Here is a 19,100-nt window from a genome sequence, read left to right as displayed (position 1 = left end):
GAGGCATGAAACACAAGGTTGTGGGAAGCCGATGGTCGGCAGTCATGCGCCCAGCACTGGTGTTGCTGGCGGCATTGTGGTGGTTACCCGCCAGCGCCATTGAGGGTGACAACGAGTTTTCCGCCAACTTCAAAAATACCGACTTGGCCACCTTTATCGATACCGTGGCGCGTAACCTGAATAAAACCGTGATCACTGACCCCAGTGTGCAAGGGCAGGTCAACGTGCGCAGCACGGAGCTGCTGAATGAACGGCAGTACTATCAGCTGTTTCTCAATGTGCTGCAGGCCAACGGGTTTTCAGCGGTGGCGATGGATAACGGGGTGATCAAGGTGGTCAAATCCCGTGACGCCAAAACCGAACCCTTGCCGGTGGTGACCGACAACAGTAACCGCTTTGCTGGCGATGAGATGATCACGCGGGTGGTGCCGGTGCGTAATGTGTCGGTGCGCGAGTTGGCCCCCTTGCTACGCCAATTGATTGATAACGCCGGCTCCGGCAACGTGGTCAACTATGATCCGTCTAATGTGATCATGCTAACGGGCCGAGCCTCGGTAGTGAATCGGCTGGCCGACGTGATCCACCGGGTGGATCTGACCGGCAATAAAAGCAATGAAGTGGTGACGCTACAAAACGCGTCGGCACCCGAGATGGTGCGCGTTATTGACAGCCTCAATAAAATCAACGATCAAAACCAGCCCAGTACCCTCAAATCACAAGTGGTGGCCGATGAGCGCACCAACAGTGTAGTGATCAGCGGCGATCCTGCGGTGCGGGCGAACTTGCGCCGTCTGATTAACCAGTTGGATTCGGAAATCCAAAATACCGGCAACAGCCGGGTGTTCTACCTCAAATACAGCAAAGCCGACGATCTGGTGGAAGTGCTCAATCAGGTCAGTGGCAACCTCAAATCAGCTAAGGAAGCCCAGCAAGGGCAGGCCGCCGCCCGTGGTAATACGCTGGTGTCGATTGCCGCCAATAAAAATACCAATGCGCTGGTGGTGACCGCGCCGCCAGATATCATGCAGTCGCTGCAAAGCGTGATTGCTCAGCTGGATGTGCGCCGTGCGCAGGTGCATGTCGAGGCGCTGATTGTCGAAGTGGCGGAAGGGAACAACATCAATTTCGGCGTGCAGTGGGGCTCCAAAGATGCCGGTTTAGTGCAATTTGCCAACGGCAACCAGATCCCCATCGGGCCGTTAGCCGGTGCGCTGTATCAAGCCAAGCCAGAAAAAGGCTCCACCGTGGTGAGCGATAACGGCTCCACCACCGTAAACCCTGATAAAAAAGGCGATATCAGCGCCTTAACTGACCTGCTGGCTAGCTACAGCGGCGCAGCGATTGGGATCGTCAAAGGTGACTGGGCGGCCTTGGTGCAGGCGGTCAAAACGGATTCCAACTCCAATGTGCTGTCCACGCCAAGCATTACCACGCTGGATAACCAAGAAGCCTCGTTCATGGTTGGGCAAGATGTGCCGGTGCTGACCGGCTCCACCACCGGCTCCAATAACACCAATCCCTTTAATACCGTGGAGCGTAAAAAAGTCGGCACCATGCTGAAAGTTACACCGCAAATTAACGAAGGCAATGCGGTGCAGCTGACCATTGAGCAGGAGGTGTCGAAAGTTGAAGGGCAGACCAATTTGGATGTGGTGTTTGCCGAGCGCAAATTGAAAACCACGGTACTGGCCGATGATGGTGATCTGATTGTGCTTGGTGGCCTGATTGACGATCAAGGCGGAGAGAGTATCGCCAAAGTGCCATTGCTGGGCGATATTCCAGTGCTGGGGCACCTGTTTAAATCCACCGCCAACAAGAAAGAAAAACGCAACCTGATGATTTTTATCCGGCCAACCATTTTACGTGATGGGATGGCCGCCGATGGGGTTTCGCAGCGTAAATATAACTACATTCGCGCCGAGCAATTGTACCGCGCCGATCAGGGGATGAGCCTGATGCCGCAAACTCCGTTACCGGTGCTGCCGGAGTACGGTAAAGATCCACAGTTGCCGCCGGAAGTGCGCGCTTTCTTACTGGCGCGGGGGATCCCGTTGTGAGTCAGCCAGACAGTGCGCGTCGAGCCCTAATGGGCATCGGTGAAGCAAAGAGCGATGCGGAGTCAGTACTCGCTGAGCCGCTCGGCAGCGGATCACGTCGGCTGCCGTTCGCCTTTGCCCGTCGCTTTCAAGTGCTGGCCGAACAGCGCGAGGGCGCACTGTGGGTCTGTCACAGCCAGCCACTGACCTTAGCGGTGCTACAAGAGTTACGTCGCGTGCTGGGCGAGCCCTTTTTGACGGAAAAGGTGGCCGCTTCGCAGTTTGAAGCCTTACTCACCAGCGCCTATCAACGCGACTCCAGTGAAGCGCGCCAGCTGATGGAGGATATCAGCGCCGAGGGGGATTTTTATACCTTGGCCGAAGAGTTGCCGCAGACCGAAGATTTGCTGGCCAGCGAAGATGATGCGCCCATCATCAAGCTCATCAACGCCATGCTCGGGGAAGCCATCAAAGAAGGGGCATCGGATATCCATATCGAAACCTTCGAGAAGGCTTTGCTGATCCGTTTTCGGATTGATGGCGTGCTGCGTGAAGTACTGCGTCCCAGCCGCAAACTGGCTGCTTTACTGGTATCGCGGATTAAAGTGATGGCCAAGCTGGATATTGCCGAAAAGCGGGTGCCGCAAGATGGCCGCATTGCCTTATTGCTTGGCGGGCGAGCGGTGGATGTACGGGTATCAACCATGCCGTCGAATCATGGTGAGCGGGTGGTGCTGCGTTTGCTGGATAAAAACCAAGCGCGGCTGACCTTAAGCAGTCTGGGGATGGACAGCGCAATTCAAACGCGCTTTCGCCGCCTGATTTTCCGTCCCCACGGCATCTTGCTGGTCACCGGCCCGACCGGCTCCGGTAAAAGTACCACGCTGTACGCCGGTTTGCAGGAGCTCAACTGTGAAGAGCGCAATATCCTGACCGTGGAAGACCCGATTGAATATGCCATCGAGGGCATCGGTCAGACCCAAGTGAATCCGAAAGTCGAGATGACCTTTGCCCGTGGCCTGCGCGCCATTTTGCGTCAAGACCCGGATGTGGTGATGGTGGGCGAAATTCGCGATCTGGAAACCGCGCAGATTGCGGTGCAGGCCTCGCTGACCGGTCACTTGGTGCTCTCGACATTGCACACCAATACCGCTGTCGGTGCGGTAACGCGTCTGCGCGATATGGGCATCGAGCCTTTTTTGATTGCCTCCAGTTTGCTTGGCGTATTGGCGCAGCGCTTAGTGCGCACCTTGTGCCCGGCGTGCCGCGCACCGCACATAGCCACCGTCACGGAGCGTGAGTTGTTTGCCCCTTTACTCGGCGAACAAATGCCAGCTGAGCTGGTGTTATACCAAGCGGTGGGCTGCGAGCAGTGTAATCACAAAGGCTTTCGCGGACGGACCGGTATTCACGAATTGCTGGAAGCCGATGAAACGGTGCGCGACATGATCCACCGCGATTGCGGAGAGCAGGAGCTGGAAAAATATGTGCGCCGTTTCAGCCACGGGATCCGTGATGATGGCTTGCAAAAAGTGCTGGCGGGGATCACCACCCTGGACGAAGTGCTGCGGGTGACGCGGGAGGGCGGATGAGCGTCTTTCAGTATCAAGCGGTGAACTTACAGGGTAAACGCCACAAAGGATTGATTGAGGCCGACTCGGCGCGCCAAGCGCGGCAGCTGCTGCGCGAGCAAGGTTTGCTGGCCGAAAGCGTACATGAAACGCGCTCTGCAACCGACAATCCGGCTAGCGCTCATACCCTGCGTTGGCAGCGTGGGATCAGCGCATCGGAGTTGGCGTTGCTGACACGTCAATTGGCCACCTTGGTGCAAGCGGCGATGCCACTGGAAGAGTGTTTGCGCGCCGTGGCCGAACAGTGTGAGAAAAACCGCCTAAAAAGCCTGATGTTGGCAGTGCGCACCCAAGTGCTGGAAGGGCATACCTTAGCTGATGGTTTGCGCGCCTATCCACTTGTCTTTGATGAGCTGTTTTGTGCCATGGTGGCGGCCGGTGAAAAAGCCGGTCACTTGGATGCGGTGTTGAGTCGGCTGGCCGACTACACCGAGCAACGCCAGTACATGAAAGGCAAATTGCTGCAGGCGATGATCTACCCACTGGTGTTGACGGTGGTGGCCATTGGCGTGATTGCCATTTTGCTGGCCTCGGTGGTGCCGAAAGTGGTGGCGCAGTTTGATCATCTCGGGCAAGCCTTGCCAAACAGTACCCAACTGTTGATTGCGCTGAGTGACGGGGTACGCGATTACGGGCTGTGGCTGGTCGGGGCGCTGTTAGTGCTGGGCGTGTTGGTGCAGCGGTTGTTACGCCAACCGGCGCTGCGTTTGCGATGGGATAAGTTTTGGCTGCGTTTACCGCTGCTGGGCAAAGTCAGTCGCGGTCTGAATACCGCCCGGTTTGCCCGCACCTTGAGTATTTTGTCGTCCAGCAGTGTGCCGCTGCTGGAAGGAATGCAGATTGCTGCCAGTGTGGCGTCTAATCGCTATGTTCGCAGCCAGATTTTAACCGCCGCAGAACGGGTGCGGGAGGGCAGCAGTTTACGCGCGGCCCTCGGCAGTAGTGGCCTGTTTCCACCCATGATGTTGCACATGATTGCCTCTGGGGAGCGCAGTGGTGAGCTAGAGCCGATGCTGCTGCGCGCGGCAGATAATCAGGATCGGGAATTCGAAGCGCTGGTCACGTTGGCGCTCGGTATTTTTGAGCCGCTGCTGATTGTCAGCATGGCGGGGGTGGTGCTGTTTATTGTGGTGGCAATTTTGCAGCCAATGCTGCAGCTCAACAACATGGTCGGGCTGTAAAGAGCGTGGCTGTCAGTGGCGAGTCGAGTGATGAACAAGGAGTGTCAAGCATGCAACGAGTACGCGGTGGTCAGTCGCTAGCACGTGGTTTTACCTTGCTGGAAGTGATGGTGGTGATCGTGATCTTAGGGATCTTGGCCAGCTTAGTGGTGCCCAATTTACTCGGCAATAAAGAAAAAGCCGACCAACAAAAAGTGGTCACTGATTTGGTGGCGCTGGAAAACAGTCTGGATATGTACAAGTTGGATAACAGCGTGTACCCGAGCACCGAGCAGGGGCTGCAGGCGTTGGTCAGTAAACCAGCCGGGACTCCAGAGCCACGCAATTATCGCAATGGCGGTTATATCAAACGCTTGCCACAAGATCCGTGGGGCAATGAGTACCAGTATTTGAGCCCCGGCGAGCAAGGCGAAATTGATATTTACTCGTTAGGCGCCGATGGTCAGGAAGGCGGTGAAGGAACCGCTGCCGATATCGGTAACTGGAATCTGGGTGAGTATCAAAAGTAAATGCCGGCGCGCGGTTTTACCCTGCTGGAGCTGATGCTGGTGGTGTTTTTACTCGGCTTGACCGCCGGTGGCGTGTTGATGACCTTACCGCCATCAGTATCGGCACAGCCGGAGAAAGAAGCTGCTGAGCAGCTATTGCGCCAAATCCAGCAGGTGCAAGATGACGCGCTAATGAGTGGCCAGTTGTATGGCTTATACCTTGCCCCCGATGGTTATCAGTTTTTACGCCGACAGGCCGACCGCTGGCAACCACTCAGTGAGCCGGCGGCATTAGCTGGTCGACAAGCCCTGCCCACAGGGGTGCAACTACAGTGGCAGTTGGGCAGCGATCGCTGGCAACAGATGCAGCAACAAGAGATGGCGCTGTACCAAAACCGCCTCAGTTTGCATCAGATGCAGGTGTTGCAAGAGGACGCCGATAAAGCCTTGCAGCCACAAGTGTGGCTCGACAGTAGCGCCGATGTGGTGCCGTTACAGCTGGTGTTGCAAGGCGCGTCGCGTACTGCGCGTTGGTTGCTGGTGCGCGATGACAGCGGCCAGTGGCGGCTGCAAGCGGGCCGTGAGGGGGAATGATGCAAGCGAAGAGTCATTCGGGTATCTCTCATGCTAGGCACAATCATCCAGCTCAATCCAAACCCTCGCATGGATTTACTTTACTGGAAGTGCTGGTGGCGCTGGCCGTATTTGCTGGCGCAGCGCTGGCGGTGATGCAAGCGGGCAGCAGCAGTTTACGCAATCTGGCTATCTTGCAAGACAAAATGCTGGCCGGTTGGGTCGCGGAAAACCAGTTGGCTCTCTTGTCATTACTCCCGCCCGCCGAGCGTCAGCGCAGTCAGCGCGGCGAAACGCAAATGGCGAATCGCACTTGGTATTGGCGCAGTGAGTCGGTGCCGACCAGTGGCACGTCACTGACGGCGATTGAGATTCAGGTGAGTCGTCAGCCTCAAGGCAGTGCCGAGGCGGTGTTACGCCGCTATTTTGCCCGTCCGCGCACGGAGTCAGCGCTATGACGGTCAGCCAGCAGTACGCCCGCTGCAGTCGGCGGCGGCCACCTCTACGCCGAGCCAGCCAGCTGGGTTTTACTTTGCTGGAGTTGCTGGTCGCCATCGCGGTGTTTGCGTTACTGAGTTTAGGGATTTATCAGGTGGTTGATGGGGTACGCCGCGCCGATCAGACGAGCGCTGCGCTGACCGAGCGGATGAGCAGCATGCAGCGCGCGATGCAATTGCTGCACAACGACTTTACTCAAGTTGTGGCGCGCCGTCAGCGCAGTGATGGGTTAAGTCGCCCACCGTTACTGAGCGTTGGCGACGGGCTTTTACAATCACAAGGCGACGGCTGGCTGCTGATCCGCACAGGCGTTGCCAACCCGCAGATGCAACTGCCACGTGGACATCTTCAGCGCGTGGCTTATCGCTTGCTGGATGGGCAATTGCAACGTTTAAGCTGGCCTTTTGCTGACATGCCCGCAGACAGCGAGCCACAAATCCGCACCTTGCTCAGTGAGGTCGAAGGGCTGCAGCTGATGGTCTATCACGATGGCCAATGGCAGCGGCAGTGGCAAAATTCGGATGCGCTGCCCAGTGCGGTACGCCTGCGTTTAACGGTACGCGGCTGGGGAGAGTTGGAGCGCGTGTGGCTATTGCCCGCAGCACCTATTCTGCCGAGTGATAATGGTGTGCCAGAGGGCGGAACTAATGGCGGCAGTGAGAGTGGGAGCAATGGATGAGTGTGACAACGCCGCTCTTGCGCCGAGGCTCGCCGACTACCGGCATGGCGCTGATTTTAGTGTTGCTGATGCTGGCGGTGCTGAGCGTGTTAGCCACCGGCTTTACCTTGCGCTTGCAGCAGCAGATCCGCTATAGCGACAGTCGGCAACAGGCTACCCAAGCCTACTGGTACGCCTTGAGCGCCGAAGAGCAGGCCAGCGCGGAGTTGCAAGCGGCACTGGCCGATGATCCTCGGGCTAATTTGAGCCAAAGTTGGGCAGTGGGTGAGCGGGTGTATCCGGTTGGCGGTGGCGAGATCCGCATCGCTATTCGCGATCAGCAGGCCTGTTTTAATCTCAATGCGTTGGCCGGTATCAAAGCGCAAAGTAGTACTCAGGAGCGTCCTCATATTGCTCAACAATTGTTAGCGCTCCTAAGCGCCCTTAATACCGCTGAACAGCCGATTGATGGTTATCAGGCTGAACAGGTGGTCGACAGCCTCTGGGAATATGTGGATAGCGACAGTCAGCTGACTAGCCGTTATGGCGCCGAAGACAGTGAATATTTAGCGCGCGCGATCCCGTCACTGACCCCTAATAGCCTACTGGCGGATGACAGTGAACTGCGCACGGTGCAAGGCGTCGATGCGCCGTTGTACCGGCGTTTGCAGCCGTGGATCTGCGCGTTGCCACAAACGCGTTGGCAACTGAATGTGAATACCGTAATGCCCGAGCAAGCGCCGCTGCTGCAGGCGTTGCTAACGCCGTATCTGAGCGCCGAGCAGGCGCAAGCGCTGCTGGCCCGTCGACCGCTGGATGGTTGGCGTGATGCGGCCTCTTTTTGGGCTGAGCCGGAGTTGGCGGTGCTGGATGATACGGCGCGAGGTAAAGTGGCGCCACAGCTCGCGCTGACCAGTCGTTATTTTCTGTTAGATGGGCAAGTCACCGTGGGGCGGATCGCGCTGCGGGTCCGTAGCCTGCTGCAGCAAGATCCGGCGTCCGGACAATTTTATGTTCAACGCCATCAGTTCGGAGAGATGCAATGAGTGAGGTATTGCTGCTGCGCGTGATCCCCGGCGCATCGCCACGCTTGTGTTGGTGGCAAGCACAACCGACCGTGGGCGAGATCCGCGCTCGTGGCGAAAGTGCGTCTTTTGCCGCGTTAGCGGAGACGCAGCCGAGTTTGCTGGCTTTACCGCTGTGGTTATTGCTGCCGGGGCAGTGGTTTAGTGTCTGCGCTTGTCGTTTGCCGCCCGCGCGTGGTCGGCAACTAGCGCGTTTGTTACCGGCGTTGCTGGAAGATGAGTTGGCGCAGGATATTGAGACGCTGCATTTTTCTTTATTGCCGCGTCAGCACGACAGTGGGCATGTGGCGGTCATTGAACGCAGTGTGCTGCGTCAGTGGTATGAGGCCGCGATAACGAGCGGCTTTAATCTGCAAGCGCTGTGGCCTGACTGGCTGGCGTTGCCGAGCCCGTCTTCCACGCCCGAGCCCAATTTGGCAGCAATGTCGGCTGCAACGTTGGTATCAAGCAGCACAACGCTCCAGCATGCCTCTACTCCCGTGACTCTTACGGTTTTGAGTAGTCCCCATGGGCTATTGGCGCGCCGTTATGATCCGCAGCATCCCCACGATTGGCAAGGATGCAGTGCTGAACCCCTGCTGGTAGCGCCTTTTTTAACCGCGCTTAGCATGCTGTCTACGCCATCCTCATCAGGCTCTATTGTTTTGGACGTGGCCAAGGATGTGGAGGACTTAGCGGCAGCCTCTGCGCAGCGACCAGAAAATGTTATCGCGCGAGCTAAAGCGCCCGAAACAAAACCCGATGTGGCGCCGAAGGTTATCTGGTATGGCTTAGCGGCGAGCGCTGAGCAGCTATCGGCATTAGGGTTGCGTGGGCCATTGCCAAAGCAGGTAAATAACGATGAAGGCGCGTTGCTGCTACGTGGGGCGAGTGCATTACATCAGCTACAGCGTCATGGAATATTGGGCGGTGAGTTTGCACCGCGCAGTGCGCAGGTGCGCCAGTGGCGGCAATGGCGCAGTATCGCGGCGGCACTGGCGATGTTGGCGCTCTTGCTACTCGGTGAGCAAGGCGTGCGCTGGTGGCAGCTAACCCAAGCCGCGGATCAGGCCGCCACACAAGCCGAGCAGGCATACCGCGCGTTATTCCCGCAGCAGACGCGGCGCGTCAATATGCGCGCCCAGCTCAATGCCGTGCTGCGTCAGATGCGCGGCCAGCCGCCGCTGCAAGGGCTGGTACCCTATTTGCGCAAAGTGGCGTTGGCGCTGCAAGACCCGGCGCTGAGTCGCCAGCCGTTACAGGTGAAAAGTTTGCAATATCAACGCGATCAGCAAAGTTTGCGTTTGCAGGTGCAAGCGGCAGGGTTTGCGGAGTTGGAGCAGCTGCGCAGCGTCTTGGGGCGCTATTTTCAGGTGGAGCAAGGCGCGCTGAGTCGTGATGGTGCGGGAGTGGCTGGCAGCTTAGTGCTGCGCGATCGCGCGGTACAAAATCAATCGGCGGCCGCGGAGCGGCAAACGCGGGCTGAGCCGCGAATCTCAACGGCACAATAGCCTTGGCGCAGCGTATCGCGTGGCATAAACAGCAGGAGAGCGGGTGCATATGAAGGGATGGCGTAGCCGGTGGTCACAAGCTCAGCAGCGCTGGCAGCAATATTCTGCCCGTGAGCAACGTTTGCTGATGTTGGCGGCGGTGTCGCTGTTGGTTGGCGGATTGTACTGGGGGATTTGGCAGCCGTTGCAGCAGGCGATTAGTCGGCAAGAGACCCGTTTGCAGCAGCATCAGCAGCTGTTACGGCAATTGCAGGTCTCTGAAGCGGCGATCCGGCAGTGGCAACAGCAGCAGGCGGCGCCACAAACGCCGGTTGCAGGCGGCAGTTTGACTGAGCAGGTCAGCCGCAGTGCCGCCAGCTATTCGATTAGCGTGACGCGTATGCAGGCGCAAGATCGGCAAGTGCAACTGTGGGTGGCCGACTTGCCGTTTAACCAACTATTGAGCTGGCTGCTGCGCTTACGTTTGCAATACGGCATTGAGGTGGCGGCGCTGGATTTGTCGTTGGCGGGACAAGGCGGCGTGGTGCGGGTCGACCGGTTACAGCTGGCCTTGCCGTAACCGCCGTGCTGACTGTACCGCGCCATGATCAAGGGCTTGGCTCGCCGGTTAAGCGTTTTGCCCCAAAATGCCCGGTAGCAACGTGCGGTAATCGCGGATCCCCGGATGACGGGCAAAGCGGATGACATCTGCTGCTGAGTCTGGATTTTCCACTCCCAAGCAATAGCCAATGCCAAATTGGCGCGCGGCATCTAAAATCACTTCTGCATCATCAACAAACAAGGTTTGTGCCGGATCAAATTGCACGTCTTGTTGTACCTGCTGCCATAAGCGCTGATCTTCTTTCGGTACCCCATAGTGGTGGGTTGAGATCATGCCATCGAGGTATTCATCCAGCGCCGTATGCTCGACTTTAACCGCCAAACTGTAGGGATGCGCGTTAGTCAGCAAAATAGTACGGCGACCACTTTGGCGCAGCGCCTGTAAAAATGGCAGTGTATCTTCACGCAGGCGCGCGGTTGGCCCGTGTGCGGTGGTCATGGCGTAAATATCCAGCTGCAGCCGGTCACTCCAATAATCAAAGCAGTACCAGTTCATGGTATGGCGCACCGCATGGTATTCGGCGCGGATCAGAGCACGGGCTTGCTCCAACGGAATTGCGCGCGCAGCAGCCAGTGCTTGCGGCACTTGTTGCAGCCAAAATTCGCTGTCGAATTTCAGGTCTAGCAACGTACCGTCCATATCCAGCAGTACCGTTTCAATTTGGGACCAGGGAAGAGCAGGAGACATCAGAATTTCCTTGTAATCACGGCTTGCCGTGGTTGCCCTGCATGCGACACAATAATCGCAGCAGCAGGTTAACATCACAGCGACATGGCCACGCATAACCAATCAGGCGGTATAAAGTACATGTGCATTCAGGATGAACGCAAACAAAAACCGGCAATTTTGGCGGTGGAGTCGGTAGCGCGCTCGCGCTTGTTCCATGTGGAATCGGTCGCCTTGCGTTTTACCAATGGCGTTGAGCGAGTATACGAGCGGATGCGCCCGAATCAGCGCGAGTCGGTGATGATTGTCCCGGTGGTTGGCGATCAATTGCTGCTGATCAGCGAATACGCGGTGGGTGTGGAAGGCTATGAGTTGGGTTTCCCCAAAGGTTTGGTCGACCCCGGTGAAAGCGTGCTGGACGCCGCTAACCGTGAGCTGATGGAAGAGGCCGGTTTTGGTGCGCGTGAGCTGATGGTTTTAAAATCGGTGCGTATGGCACCGGCCTATTTTTCCAGCCACATGACCTTGGTACTGGCGCGCGATCTTTATCCACAGCGCTTAGAAGGCGATGAGCCGGAGCCCTTGGATCTGATTTACTGGCCGCTGAGCGAGATTGACCGCTTATTGGCTCATCCTGAATTTAATGAGGCCCGGGCGATGACCGCGCTGTTTATGGTGCGTGATTGGTTGCGCGCCGAAGCGCAGTCTGACGGCCAGCCGTAAACACTTTAACGCGTGAGGATCCCAGCATGACTCCACAGGCGCTGTTATCGCCGTTATTGGCGATAGCCGAAGAAGCGGGGCGACATATTGCCGCTATCTACCAACAGGGCAACATCAATCCGCAGCTCAAAGCTGATCACACTCCAGTGACCAACGCCGATTTGGCGGCGCATCGGTTGCTGTGTGAACGCTTGCAAGCCCTGACACCGCAGATCCCGGTGCTCTCCGAAGAAGATTGCCAGATTGCGCTGGCCGAGCGCGCCGCATGGCCGCGTTACTGGCTGATTGACCCATTAGATGGCACCCAAGAGTTCATCTACGGAAGCGGTGAGTTCTCCACCATGATTGCCTTGATGGACAACCATCAACCGGTGATGGGGGTGATTTATGCGCCGATGACCCAAATGTGGTATTACGCGGTACAAGGTCAGGGAGCCTATAAACGCGATCAGCACGGCCAAGAGACTCGGCTGCAGATCCGCGCCACCGCACCGGATAGCCACTGTTTGCGCGTCGCGGTGAGCCGCCGACAATCCTTACCGCGTTTGCAGCAGCAGTTAAATCCACAGTGGAATTATCAATTTGTTCCGTACGGTTCGAGCTCGCTGAAAAGCTGTATGGTGGCGGAAGGGCTGGTGGACTGCTATTTGCGCTTAGGCCCGACTGGCGAGTGGGATACCGCGGCAGCGCAGTGCATTTTGCTTGAAGCGGGCGGTGACCTGCGCGATTTGCATCTTGAGGCGCTGACTTACAATCGGCGTGACACGCTGGAAAACCCCGATTTCATCAGTTTTGGTAATCCTGCATTGCCGTGGAAAACCATTCTTACCAATTGCTGATAAGTGAATCAGAAGTGGCATAGCCGCTAAGCGGGTTCAACGTTACACTAAAACTCAGTCTTGATTAACTGGGTGATCGTGTTTGCATTATGGGAAAGCGTCTGCCGCTGAGTATCGGGTGTATTGAACCGCTGTCTATTGCACGGCCGGTTCGCTATGAAAAATTGGCGTTGGTGTGCGAAGGGGGCGGTCAGCGTGGAATTTTTACTGCCGGGGTGTTGGATGAGTTTCTCGGCGATAACTATTACCCGTTTGATCTGATCTTGGGCACCTCTGCCGGTGCGCAGAACGCCTCGGCCTATGTTCTCAATCAAGCCGGTTATGCCCGTAATGTGATCACCCGGTTTACCACTCAGAAGCGCTTTTTTAGCCCAGTGTCGTTCGCCACCGGCGGCCATATGCTGAATCTGGATTGGTTGATGGATTCGGTCGCGCAAATTTACCCACTGGCGTTGGATCGCGCCCAAGCGCGTTTGCAAGATCGCGAATTTCTGATGTGCGCCTCGCGCTACGATGACTTCCAGCCGGTGTACATGTCAGCCAGCGCCGATAATTGGCACGATGCGATGAAAGCGTCGTCGGCGATCCCCGGTTTATACCGTAACGGTGTGGATGTGGGGGGCGTACGCTATTGGGATGGTGGTGTCAGCGCGGCTATTCCGGTTGAAGAAGCTTATCGGCGTGGCGCCGATCTGATTGTGGTGATCCGCACTGTGCCTTCTGAGCCCTACTATACCTCGGAGTGGTTGAGCCGCTTTAGTAAGTGGTTGTCGCACAGTAAATTTCATCATATGGCGCAGATGGTCGAGCACCACGAGCACTGCTATAAGCAGACCCAACATTTTTTATTAAATCCGCCCGATAAGCTGCGCATTATCGAGATTTTCCCGCCCCATACCTTGGCCAGTAAAACCTTAGGTAGCAACCAGACCGAGCTGGATCACGACTATTGGATTGGCCGTCATTGTGGCCGTTACTTCCTGTCTGCGGTCGCACCTTGGCTAAAGCATGCTTAAGTTGCACGCATCTGACCTCAGTCAGCGCTAACACAGCCAACTGGGGACAATAAAAAAGGGCAGCGTAAGCTGCCCTTTTTTAGTGCTGTATCCGAGCCATGTGTTCTAAACGCGCCACCGATTAAGGTGGCGCGCACATTTAGAACAGCTCTTGCTGTGAGCCTGAACTGCTATCAAAGATAGTCGTTCCCACTTCATGGGTGGCTTTTTCAGTCGGTTCAGTGCCTGGGATGAAGTACTCGACGCGGCTGCGTCCGGTACCATCGGCCAGCTTACCGGTTTGCATATCGATAGGAATACTCAAAATGCCGTCCGGAATCTGCTTCGGCTGCTCAGGCACGCCGGCTAAGGTTGACTGCATGAAGCTATCCCATGCTGGCTGCGCTGATTTAGCGCCCCCTTCGTAGCCGGAGATCTGCTGGCCTTTCAGGTTCGGGTTCTGGGTGGTGCGACCCAGTGTCCGACGGTGATCGTCAAAGCCAATCCAGACGGAAGTCACGGTCTGCGGACCATAACCGGAATACCACGCATCTTTCGAGCTGTTGGTGGTACCGGTTTTACCTCCGATATCATGACGCTTAAGCAGACGCGCGGCACGCCAGCCGGTGCCTTGCCAGCCACCACCCGGTTCACCCCAAATCGCCGATTCCAGCGCATCGCGGATCAGGAACGCCAGTTGGGTGCTGATCACGTGTGGCGCATAGCCTTCGCTTTCCTCTTTCTTCTCCAGCAGTGGGGTATCCACATGCTCGATTTGTGGTGTTGGCACCACGCCATCTTGGGTTGGCAGATCTTCGGTCAGCGCATTGCCCAATACCGCCGCTTTTGGCGTTTCGCCATACACCACCGGAATGTTGCAGGTACCGGTGCAGGCGACCAGTGGTTTGGCTTCTTCCAGCAGTTTGCCGTTAGAGTCTTCAATCTTGCTGATGAAGTATGGCGTGATCAGATAACCACCGTTGGCAAATACCGAGTAACCGCGCGCCACTTCCAGCGGGGTAAACTCGGCCGCGCCCAGTGCCAGTGATTCATAGCGCGAGATGTTGGCGGGGTTAAAGCCAAAACGCTCTAAGAAATCGGCGGCAAAGTTAACGCCGATTGCGCGCAGTGCCCGCACCATCATCACGTTCTTCGACATCCCCAGACCCACGCGTAAACGCAATGGACCGTCATACACCGCAGGGGAGTTTTTTGGTCGCCAGTCACTGCCTGAGCCGGAGTCCCAACGGGTAATCGGCGCATCGTTGAGGATGGTCGCCAAGGACAGCCCTTTATCCAGCGCCGCGGCATAGATAAATGGCTTGATGTTAGAACCAATCTGACGGGTCGCTTGTGTAACCAGATTGAACTTACTCTGGTTGAAGCTAAAGCCGCCGACAATCGCTTTCACCGCACCATTTTCTGGATTGAGGGAGATCAGCGCCGAGTTCACATCCGGAATTTGGCCCAGCCACCACTGGTCGTTGACTTTGCGTACCCAGATTTGTTGGCCGGTTTTCAGCACATCGCGCGCATTTTTCGGTGATGCACCTTGGCGGGTATCACTGATAAACGGACGCGCCCACTTGATGCCATCCCAGCTTAAGGTAATGCTCTGGCCATCGGCCAGTACCACATTGGCGGACTTGTCCTGTACCGCGGTTACGGCAGCGGCTTGGAACGGGCCATAGGTCGGCAGCGCCTTGAGGCTGCTGACAATCTTGCTCAGATCCCACGCTGGCTCACTGCTGTTCCACAATTGATTGGCCGCACCGCGATAGCCGTGGCGCAGATCGTAATCAATCACGTTGTTTTGCAGTGCCTGCTCGGCCGCCAATTGGGTAGTGGAGTCCACCGTGGTAAAGACTTTGAAGCCTTCGGTGTAGGCATCTTCACCATAGCGGTTGACCATCTCTTGGCGCACCATTTCGGCCAGATACGGCGCGTGCAGCTCGATTTCAGCGCCATGGTAACTGGCTACAATCGGCTGGCTGATCGCTTCTTGGTACTGCTGTTGTGTGATGTAACGCTCTTCCAGCATCCGCGACAGCACCACGTTACGGCGCTGTTCGGCGCGGCTTAACGAGTACAGTGGGTTGAGGGTTGATGGCGCTTTCGGCAGACCGGCAATTACTGCCATCTCGCCTAAGCTCAACTGGCTGACATCTTTACCAAAATAGACTTGTGCCGCAGCCCCCACTCCGTACGAGCGGTAGCCGAGATAAATCTTATTCAGGTACAAATCCAGAATTTCATCTTTAGTCAGCAGCTGCTCGATCCGCAAGGCCAAGAAAACCTCTTTGACTTTACGCATCAAAGTTTTTTCCGGACTTAAGAAGAAGTTACGCGCTAACTGTTGCGTAATGGTGCTGGCGCCCTGTTTTGCATGACCGGCGGTTAAAGAAACAAAGGCAGCTCGCAAAATTCCAATCGGATCAATACCGTCGTGTTGATAAAAACGGCTGTCTTCTGTTGCAATGAAGGCATCCACCATCAGCGGTGGGATCTGTTGTAAGGTCAGCGGGATCCGGCGCTTTTCACCAAACTGCGAAATCAGTTTGCCATCGGCACTGTAAACCTGCATCGGGGTTTGCAAACGCACATCGCGCAGGGTTGTTACATCCGGCAATTGCGGTTTGACATAGACATATAAGCCGTACACCGAAGCTGCTCCCAAGAGGATGCAAGCCAGTGTAACGACCAAAAAATACTTTATGAGCTTCACCTGAGAATTCCCGCGACTAAAGCACCGAACGGTTTATAAACACTAAGTGCGTAGTATAAAGGCAAGCAATGAAAGGGTAACCCCTTTGCTGATTTTTTCTTCGCACTTTGGCGAATTGACTGATTTTTTTGAATTTTGAAGTTACATCTTTGACATGGTGTCTTTAAAGCCGGGCTTTACAGGGCGCCGTTAGCAGGCATCGCAAGGATGCAGGGAGAGACATGTTTGCACGCTCTGTCAGTGTAGGGTTAGACATTGCCAGCGATGCGGTGCGCGTGGTGTGGTGCCGTTCGCGCCGGCAGGGCTGGGAGTTACTGGGCTGGCACAGTATTAATGTGCCAGCCGGTACGTTTCAGGGCGATCGTTTGATCGCCCCTGACGCGTTACGTGACGTATTAAGTCAAATTCACAAAATTCTGCCGCGCCGTCTGGCGCGTTTATGCATTGCGCTGCCGGGGGCGGCGGTGATGCAAAAAACCTTAATGGTGGATGCCTTTTTAACCGAGCAGGAGCGCCTGTTTCGGGTCGAGGCTGAATTACCCTCATTATTCCCGCTACCGCCGCATGAGCTGGCTTTCGATTTTCGCGCTGAAGGGGCGGAAACCGCCAATGGCCGCTTAAAGCTGGTGGTCACCGCGGCACGTCGTGAGTTGATGAATGACTATCTGGCGGTGTTGCAAGGCGCGGGTTTACAAGCCGATATCGTCGATATCACGCCGCTGGCGCTGCGCCGTGCGCTGGAACAAGCGCAGGCGGCGCTACCGCCGGCACTGGAGCTAGAGCAGCAACTGCTGGTGCACTTGTCGGCGCGTAATCTGCTGGTGACCTCGGTCCCCGGCAGTCCGCTGTTTTTCCGCGATCAGCCGCTGAACATCCCGCAAAGCGAAGGCAATTCGGTGCCGCCGGCGCTGCTGCAAGAGCAGTGGTTGAGTGAAGTGACCCGTCAACTGGGGCTGATCCGTCAGATGTACCACTCCACCGGCCGACAATCCAGTGGCCTGCTGGTTAGCGGCCAACTGCGCGAAAGCGATACCCGCGTGTTGAGCACGCAACTGTCAGTGCCAGTACAGGGCTGGTCGCCGTTTGCTGGCTTATCGCTGGCGGTCAGCGTACCGCAGCAAGAGGATGCGTGGCCGTTTACCTTGGCCTGTGGTCTGGCGGTCTGGGAGGGTAACTGATGAAAGGAATCAACCTGTTACCTTGGCGTGAGTTGGAGCGGCAACAGCAACAGCAGCGCTTTGTCCGTCAGGTCGCCGTGTGGGGCGGTTTTTGGTTTTTGGTTTTGGCTGGGGTTTGGTTTGGCATTGATCAGCTCAATACCCATCAACAGTCGCGCTTGAGCCGTTTGCAATCGGAAATCCAGTTGTTGGATGCCAAATTGGCGGAGCTGCGCGACATCAAAGCCAAAGAAGAGCTGGTGAACAAGCGGATCACCGCCGTATCGGCACTGCAAAAGCAGCGCGATCAGGTTACCCGACTGTTTAACTTGCTGCCGTTGGTAGTGCCGACCGGGGTGTACATCGACAAAATCACCCTCAATGGCGAGCGGGTCGAAATTGCTGGGCGCAGTGAATCGAACGTGCGTTTGTCGTCGATGGTGCGGCAGGTGGAGTCATCGTATTGGCTGGATGGGGTGTCCATTGACGCCATTGTGGCCAATAAAAACGGCACCCAATTCGATGAGTTCAAGATGCGCTTCCAGTTGCTGGCCGACATGAAGCAGAAGCTCGGGGAGATCAAAGGATGAGCCAATGGAGTGAACTGGATTTAGACCAGATTGCCTACTGGCCACGCAAGATGCAGTGGGCCTTTGTCAGTATCGCGACCTTGGTGATCTTCGCACTGGCCGGTTGGTTTGTCCTGCTGCCGGGTTGGCAAGCCTATGAGGATGCGCAAGCTAAAGAGCAAGAGCTGCTGACGCAAATTCGTAGTAAAGCCAATCTGGCCGCTCAGTTACCGGCGGCCCGTGAGCGTTACCGTCAGCTTAGCAATCAACTGGCGACCTTGAGCCGTCAGCTGCCTTCGCAAGACGAACTGGCCTCGTTGCTGGACTCCATCACCATGGTGGGGACGCGTAACGGCATGCAGTTTGACCGCATTAACTGGATGAATCCGCAGCCGCAAGGGCTGTTGCAAGCGTTGCCGTTGCAACTGGAGCTGAAAGGCTCGTTTGGCGAGCTGGGGCAGTTTTCCAGTGATATCGCCTTGCTGCCGCGCATCATTACCTTGAGCGATCTGACCTTGGAGCGTAAGCAAGGTGAGCAGTTGGGTTTCTCGGTGCGCGCAACCACCTTCCGCCTGCTCAGCGCCGATGAGCTGAAGGCCCAGCAAGCGGAGGCGAAAAAATGAGACGGACTACCCCACGTTGGTCGCTGAGGGCCAGCGCTTTGCTGGGCTCACTGTTACTGCTGGCGGGCTGTGACTCGGGCGAGCAGCAAGATTTAGAAACGGTACTGCAAGACATTTACCAAGAAGTGCCGCAAGAGCGGATCAGCGCACCGAAAGCGCTGGAGCGGACTGGGCGTTTGCTGTTTGTGGCCGCGCCGCTACGCAATCCTTTTATGACGCCACAGATGGAAGTGGCCGGTGATCGCGGCTTTGATTGCGCGCAGCCGAATACCGAGCGCAAGAAAACCGCCCTGGAGCAGTACGGGCTGGAGAAACTGAAATTCCGAGGCGTGATTGGCGATAAAAGCCAGCTGTGGGCATTGGTGGAAACGCCCGATTCCGAGTTGGTGCGCATTGGTCCGGGGGATTTTCTCGGTTTGAACTGGGGAACCCTAGAAACCGTATCGCCGAATAAGATTGAGCTGCGTGAGATGGTCAGTGACGGACGGGGTTGCTGGCAGCAGCGGCAAGTGGCTATGACGCTGGATACTTCGCCTTTTGGCGCCTGATAAGCAGAGTGTGA

General features: G+C 56.5%; 19 protein-coding genes. 17 read left to right on the top strand and 2 right to left on the bottom strand.

The window, feature by feature from the left end:
* Nucleotides 1–5 precede the first annotated feature (5 nt).
* Genes gspD through gspM form a run of 10 tightly spaced genes read left to right on the top strand, consistent with a single transcriptional unit; the run spans nt 6 to nt 10,199 of the window.
* Entirely contained in the window at nt 6–2,057 is a 2,052-nt protein-coding gene (gspD, locus tag LQ901_RS12650; protein WP_152135393.1) for a type II secretion system secretin GspD, read from the top strand.
* A gap of 29 nt (nt 2,058–2,086) precedes the next feature.
* Nucleotides 2,087–3,628: a type II secretion system ATPase GspE gene (gspE, locus tag LQ901_RS12645; protein ID WP_152135470.1), complete on the top strand. Its 1,542-nt coding sequence runs from the start codon at nt 2,087–2,089 to the stop codon at nt 3,626–3,628.
* Nucleotides 3,625–4,848, top strand: a complete 1,224-nt coding sequence (gene gspF / locus LQ901_RS12640; RefSeq protein WP_152135392.1) for a type II secretion system inner membrane protein GspF — start codon at nt 3,625–3,627, stop codon at nt 4,846–4,848. Before gspE ends, gspF begins: the two co-directional genes overlap by 4 nt.
* 50 nt (nt 4,849–4,898) lie before the next feature.
* Nucleotides 4,899–5,357, top strand: coding sequence for a type II secretion system major pseudopilin GspG (gspG, locus tag LQ901_RS12635; protein ID WP_010862794.1), 459 nt, complete (start codon nt 4,899–4,901; stop codon nt 5,355–5,357).
* Nucleotides 5,358–5,930 (top strand): type II secretion system minor pseudopilin GspH, encoded by a 573-nt coding sequence (gene gspH, locus LQ901_RS12630; protein WP_233672302.1) that lies wholly within the window; start codon nt 5,358–5,360, stop codon nt 5,928–5,930.
* Nucleotides 5,927–6,367, top strand: coding sequence for a type II secretion system minor pseudopilin GspI (gspI, locus tag LQ901_RS12625; RefSeq protein WP_233672301.1), 441 nt, complete (start codon nt 5,927–5,929; stop codon nt 6,365–6,367). The genes gspH and gspI overlap by 4 nt, the downstream gene beginning before the upstream one ends.
* Nucleotides 6,364–7,086, top strand: coding sequence for a type II secretion system minor pseudopilin GspJ (gene gspJ / locus LQ901_RS12620; RefSeq protein ID WP_233672300.1), 723 nt, complete (start codon nt 6,364–6,366; stop codon nt 7,084–7,086). The genes gspI and gspJ overlap by 4 nt, the downstream gene beginning before the upstream one ends.
* Nucleotides 7,083–8,111 carry a type II secretion system minor pseudopilin GspK gene (gene gspK / locus LQ901_RS12615; RefSeq protein WP_233672299.1) on the top strand — a complete coding sequence of 343 codons (1,029 nt, stop codon included), beginning with the start codon at nt 7,083–7,085 and terminating at the stop codon, nt 8,109–8,111. Before gspJ ends, gspK begins: the two co-directional genes overlap by 4 nt.
* Complete coding sequence (gspL, locus tag LQ901_RS12610) at nt 8,108–9,640, top strand: type II secretion system protein GspL (protein WP_233672298.1); 1,533 nt, start codon at nt 8,108–8,110, stop codon at nt 9,638–9,640. The genes gspK and gspL overlap by 4 nt, the downstream gene beginning before the upstream one ends.
* 49 nt (nt 9,641–9,689) lie before the next feature.
* Nucleotides 9,690–10,199, top strand: a complete 510-nt coding sequence (gene gspM, locus LQ901_RS12605; protein WP_010862787.1) for a type II secretion system protein GspM — start codon at nt 9,690–9,692, stop codon at nt 10,197–10,199.
* Nucleotides 10,200–10,247: 48 nt separating this feature from the next.
* Here gspM and yrfG read toward each other — a convergent pair whose 3' ends face one another.
* A complete protein-coding gene (gene yrfG, locus LQ901_RS12600; RefSeq protein ID WP_047707130.1) occupies nt 10,248–10,928 on the bottom strand; it encodes a GMP/IMP nucleotidase in 681 nt (226 codons plus the stop codon).
* A gap of 120 nt (nt 10,929–11,048) precedes the next feature.
* On the opposite strand from yrfG, the gene nudE reads away from it, so the two are divergent.
* From nudE to LQ901_RS12585, 3 genes are all read left to right on the top strand, one after another.
* Complete coding sequence (gene nudE / locus LQ901_RS12595) at nt 11,049–11,630, top strand: ADP compounds hydrolase NudE (RefSeq protein ID WP_233672297.1); 582 nt, start codon at nt 11,049–11,051, stop codon at nt 11,628–11,630.
* 26 nt (nt 11,631–11,656) lie between these two features.
* The gene (cysQ, locus tag LQ901_RS12590) at nt 11,657–12,469 is read left to right on the top strand and encodes a 3'(2'),5'-bisphosphate nucleotidase CysQ (RefSeq protein ID WP_233672296.1); all 813 of its coding nucleotides are present in this window, start codon (nt 11,657–11,659) and stop codon (nt 12,467–12,469) included.
* Between the two features lie 89 nt (nt 12,470–12,558).
* Nucleotides 12,559–13,485, top strand: coding sequence for a patatin family protein (locus tag LQ901_RS12585; protein ID WP_010862783.1), 927 nt, complete (start codon nt 12,559–12,561; stop codon nt 13,483–13,485).
* A 139-nt stretch (nt 13,486–13,624) separates the two neighbouring features.
* Here LQ901_RS12585 and mrcA read toward each other — a convergent pair whose 3' ends face one another.
* Nucleotides 13,625–16,189, bottom strand: a complete 2,565-nt coding sequence (mrcA, locus tag LQ901_RS12580; RefSeq protein WP_064977109.1) for a peptidoglycan glycosyltransferase/peptidoglycan DD-transpeptidase MrcA — start codon at nt 16,187–16,189, stop codon at nt 13,625–13,627.
* Nucleotides 16,190–16,410: 221 nt separating this feature from the next.
* Between mrcA and pilM the strand changes: the two genes are divergently transcribed.
* The 4 genes from pilM to LQ901_RS12560 are packed head-to-tail and all read left to right on the top strand — an operon-like array spanning nt 16,411 to nt 19,086.
* Nucleotides 16,411–17,367, top strand: a complete 957-nt coding sequence (gene pilM, locus LQ901_RS12575; protein ID WP_084977960.1) for a type IV pilus biogenesis protein PilM — start codon at nt 16,411–16,413, stop codon at nt 17,365–17,367.
* On the top strand, nt 17,367–17,936 hold the full coding sequence (locus LQ901_RS12570; RefSeq protein WP_152135384.1) for a PilN domain-containing protein: 570 nt from the start codon (nt 17,367–17,369) through the stop codon (nt 17,934–17,936). The genes pilM and LQ901_RS12570 overlap by 1 nt, the downstream gene beginning before the upstream one ends.
* The gene (locus LQ901_RS12565; RefSeq protein WP_052181238.1) at nt 17,933–18,538 is read left to right on the top strand and encodes a type 4a pilus biogenesis protein PilO; all 606 of its coding nucleotides are present in this window, start codon (nt 17,933–17,935) and stop codon (nt 18,536–18,538) included. The genes LQ901_RS12570 and LQ901_RS12565 overlap by 4 nt, the downstream gene beginning before the upstream one ends.
* Nucleotides 18,535–19,086, top strand: a complete 552-nt coding sequence (locus tag LQ901_RS12560) for a pilus assembly protein PilP (RefSeq protein ID WP_152109168.1) — start codon at nt 18,535–18,537, stop codon at nt 19,084–19,086. Before LQ901_RS12565 ends, LQ901_RS12560 begins: the two co-directional genes overlap by 4 nt.
* Nucleotides 19,087–19,100 lie beyond the last annotated feature (14 nt).

It is taken from the genome of Plesiomonas sp. PI-19, assembly GCF_021368255.1.
GTDB lineage: Bacteria > Pseudomonadota > Gammaproteobacteria > Enterobacterales > CAMTGL01 > Plesiomonas > Plesiomonas shigelloides.
Note: the sequence above shows the minus strand (reverse complement) of the source record. Positions and strands in the feature narration are given on the sequence as shown.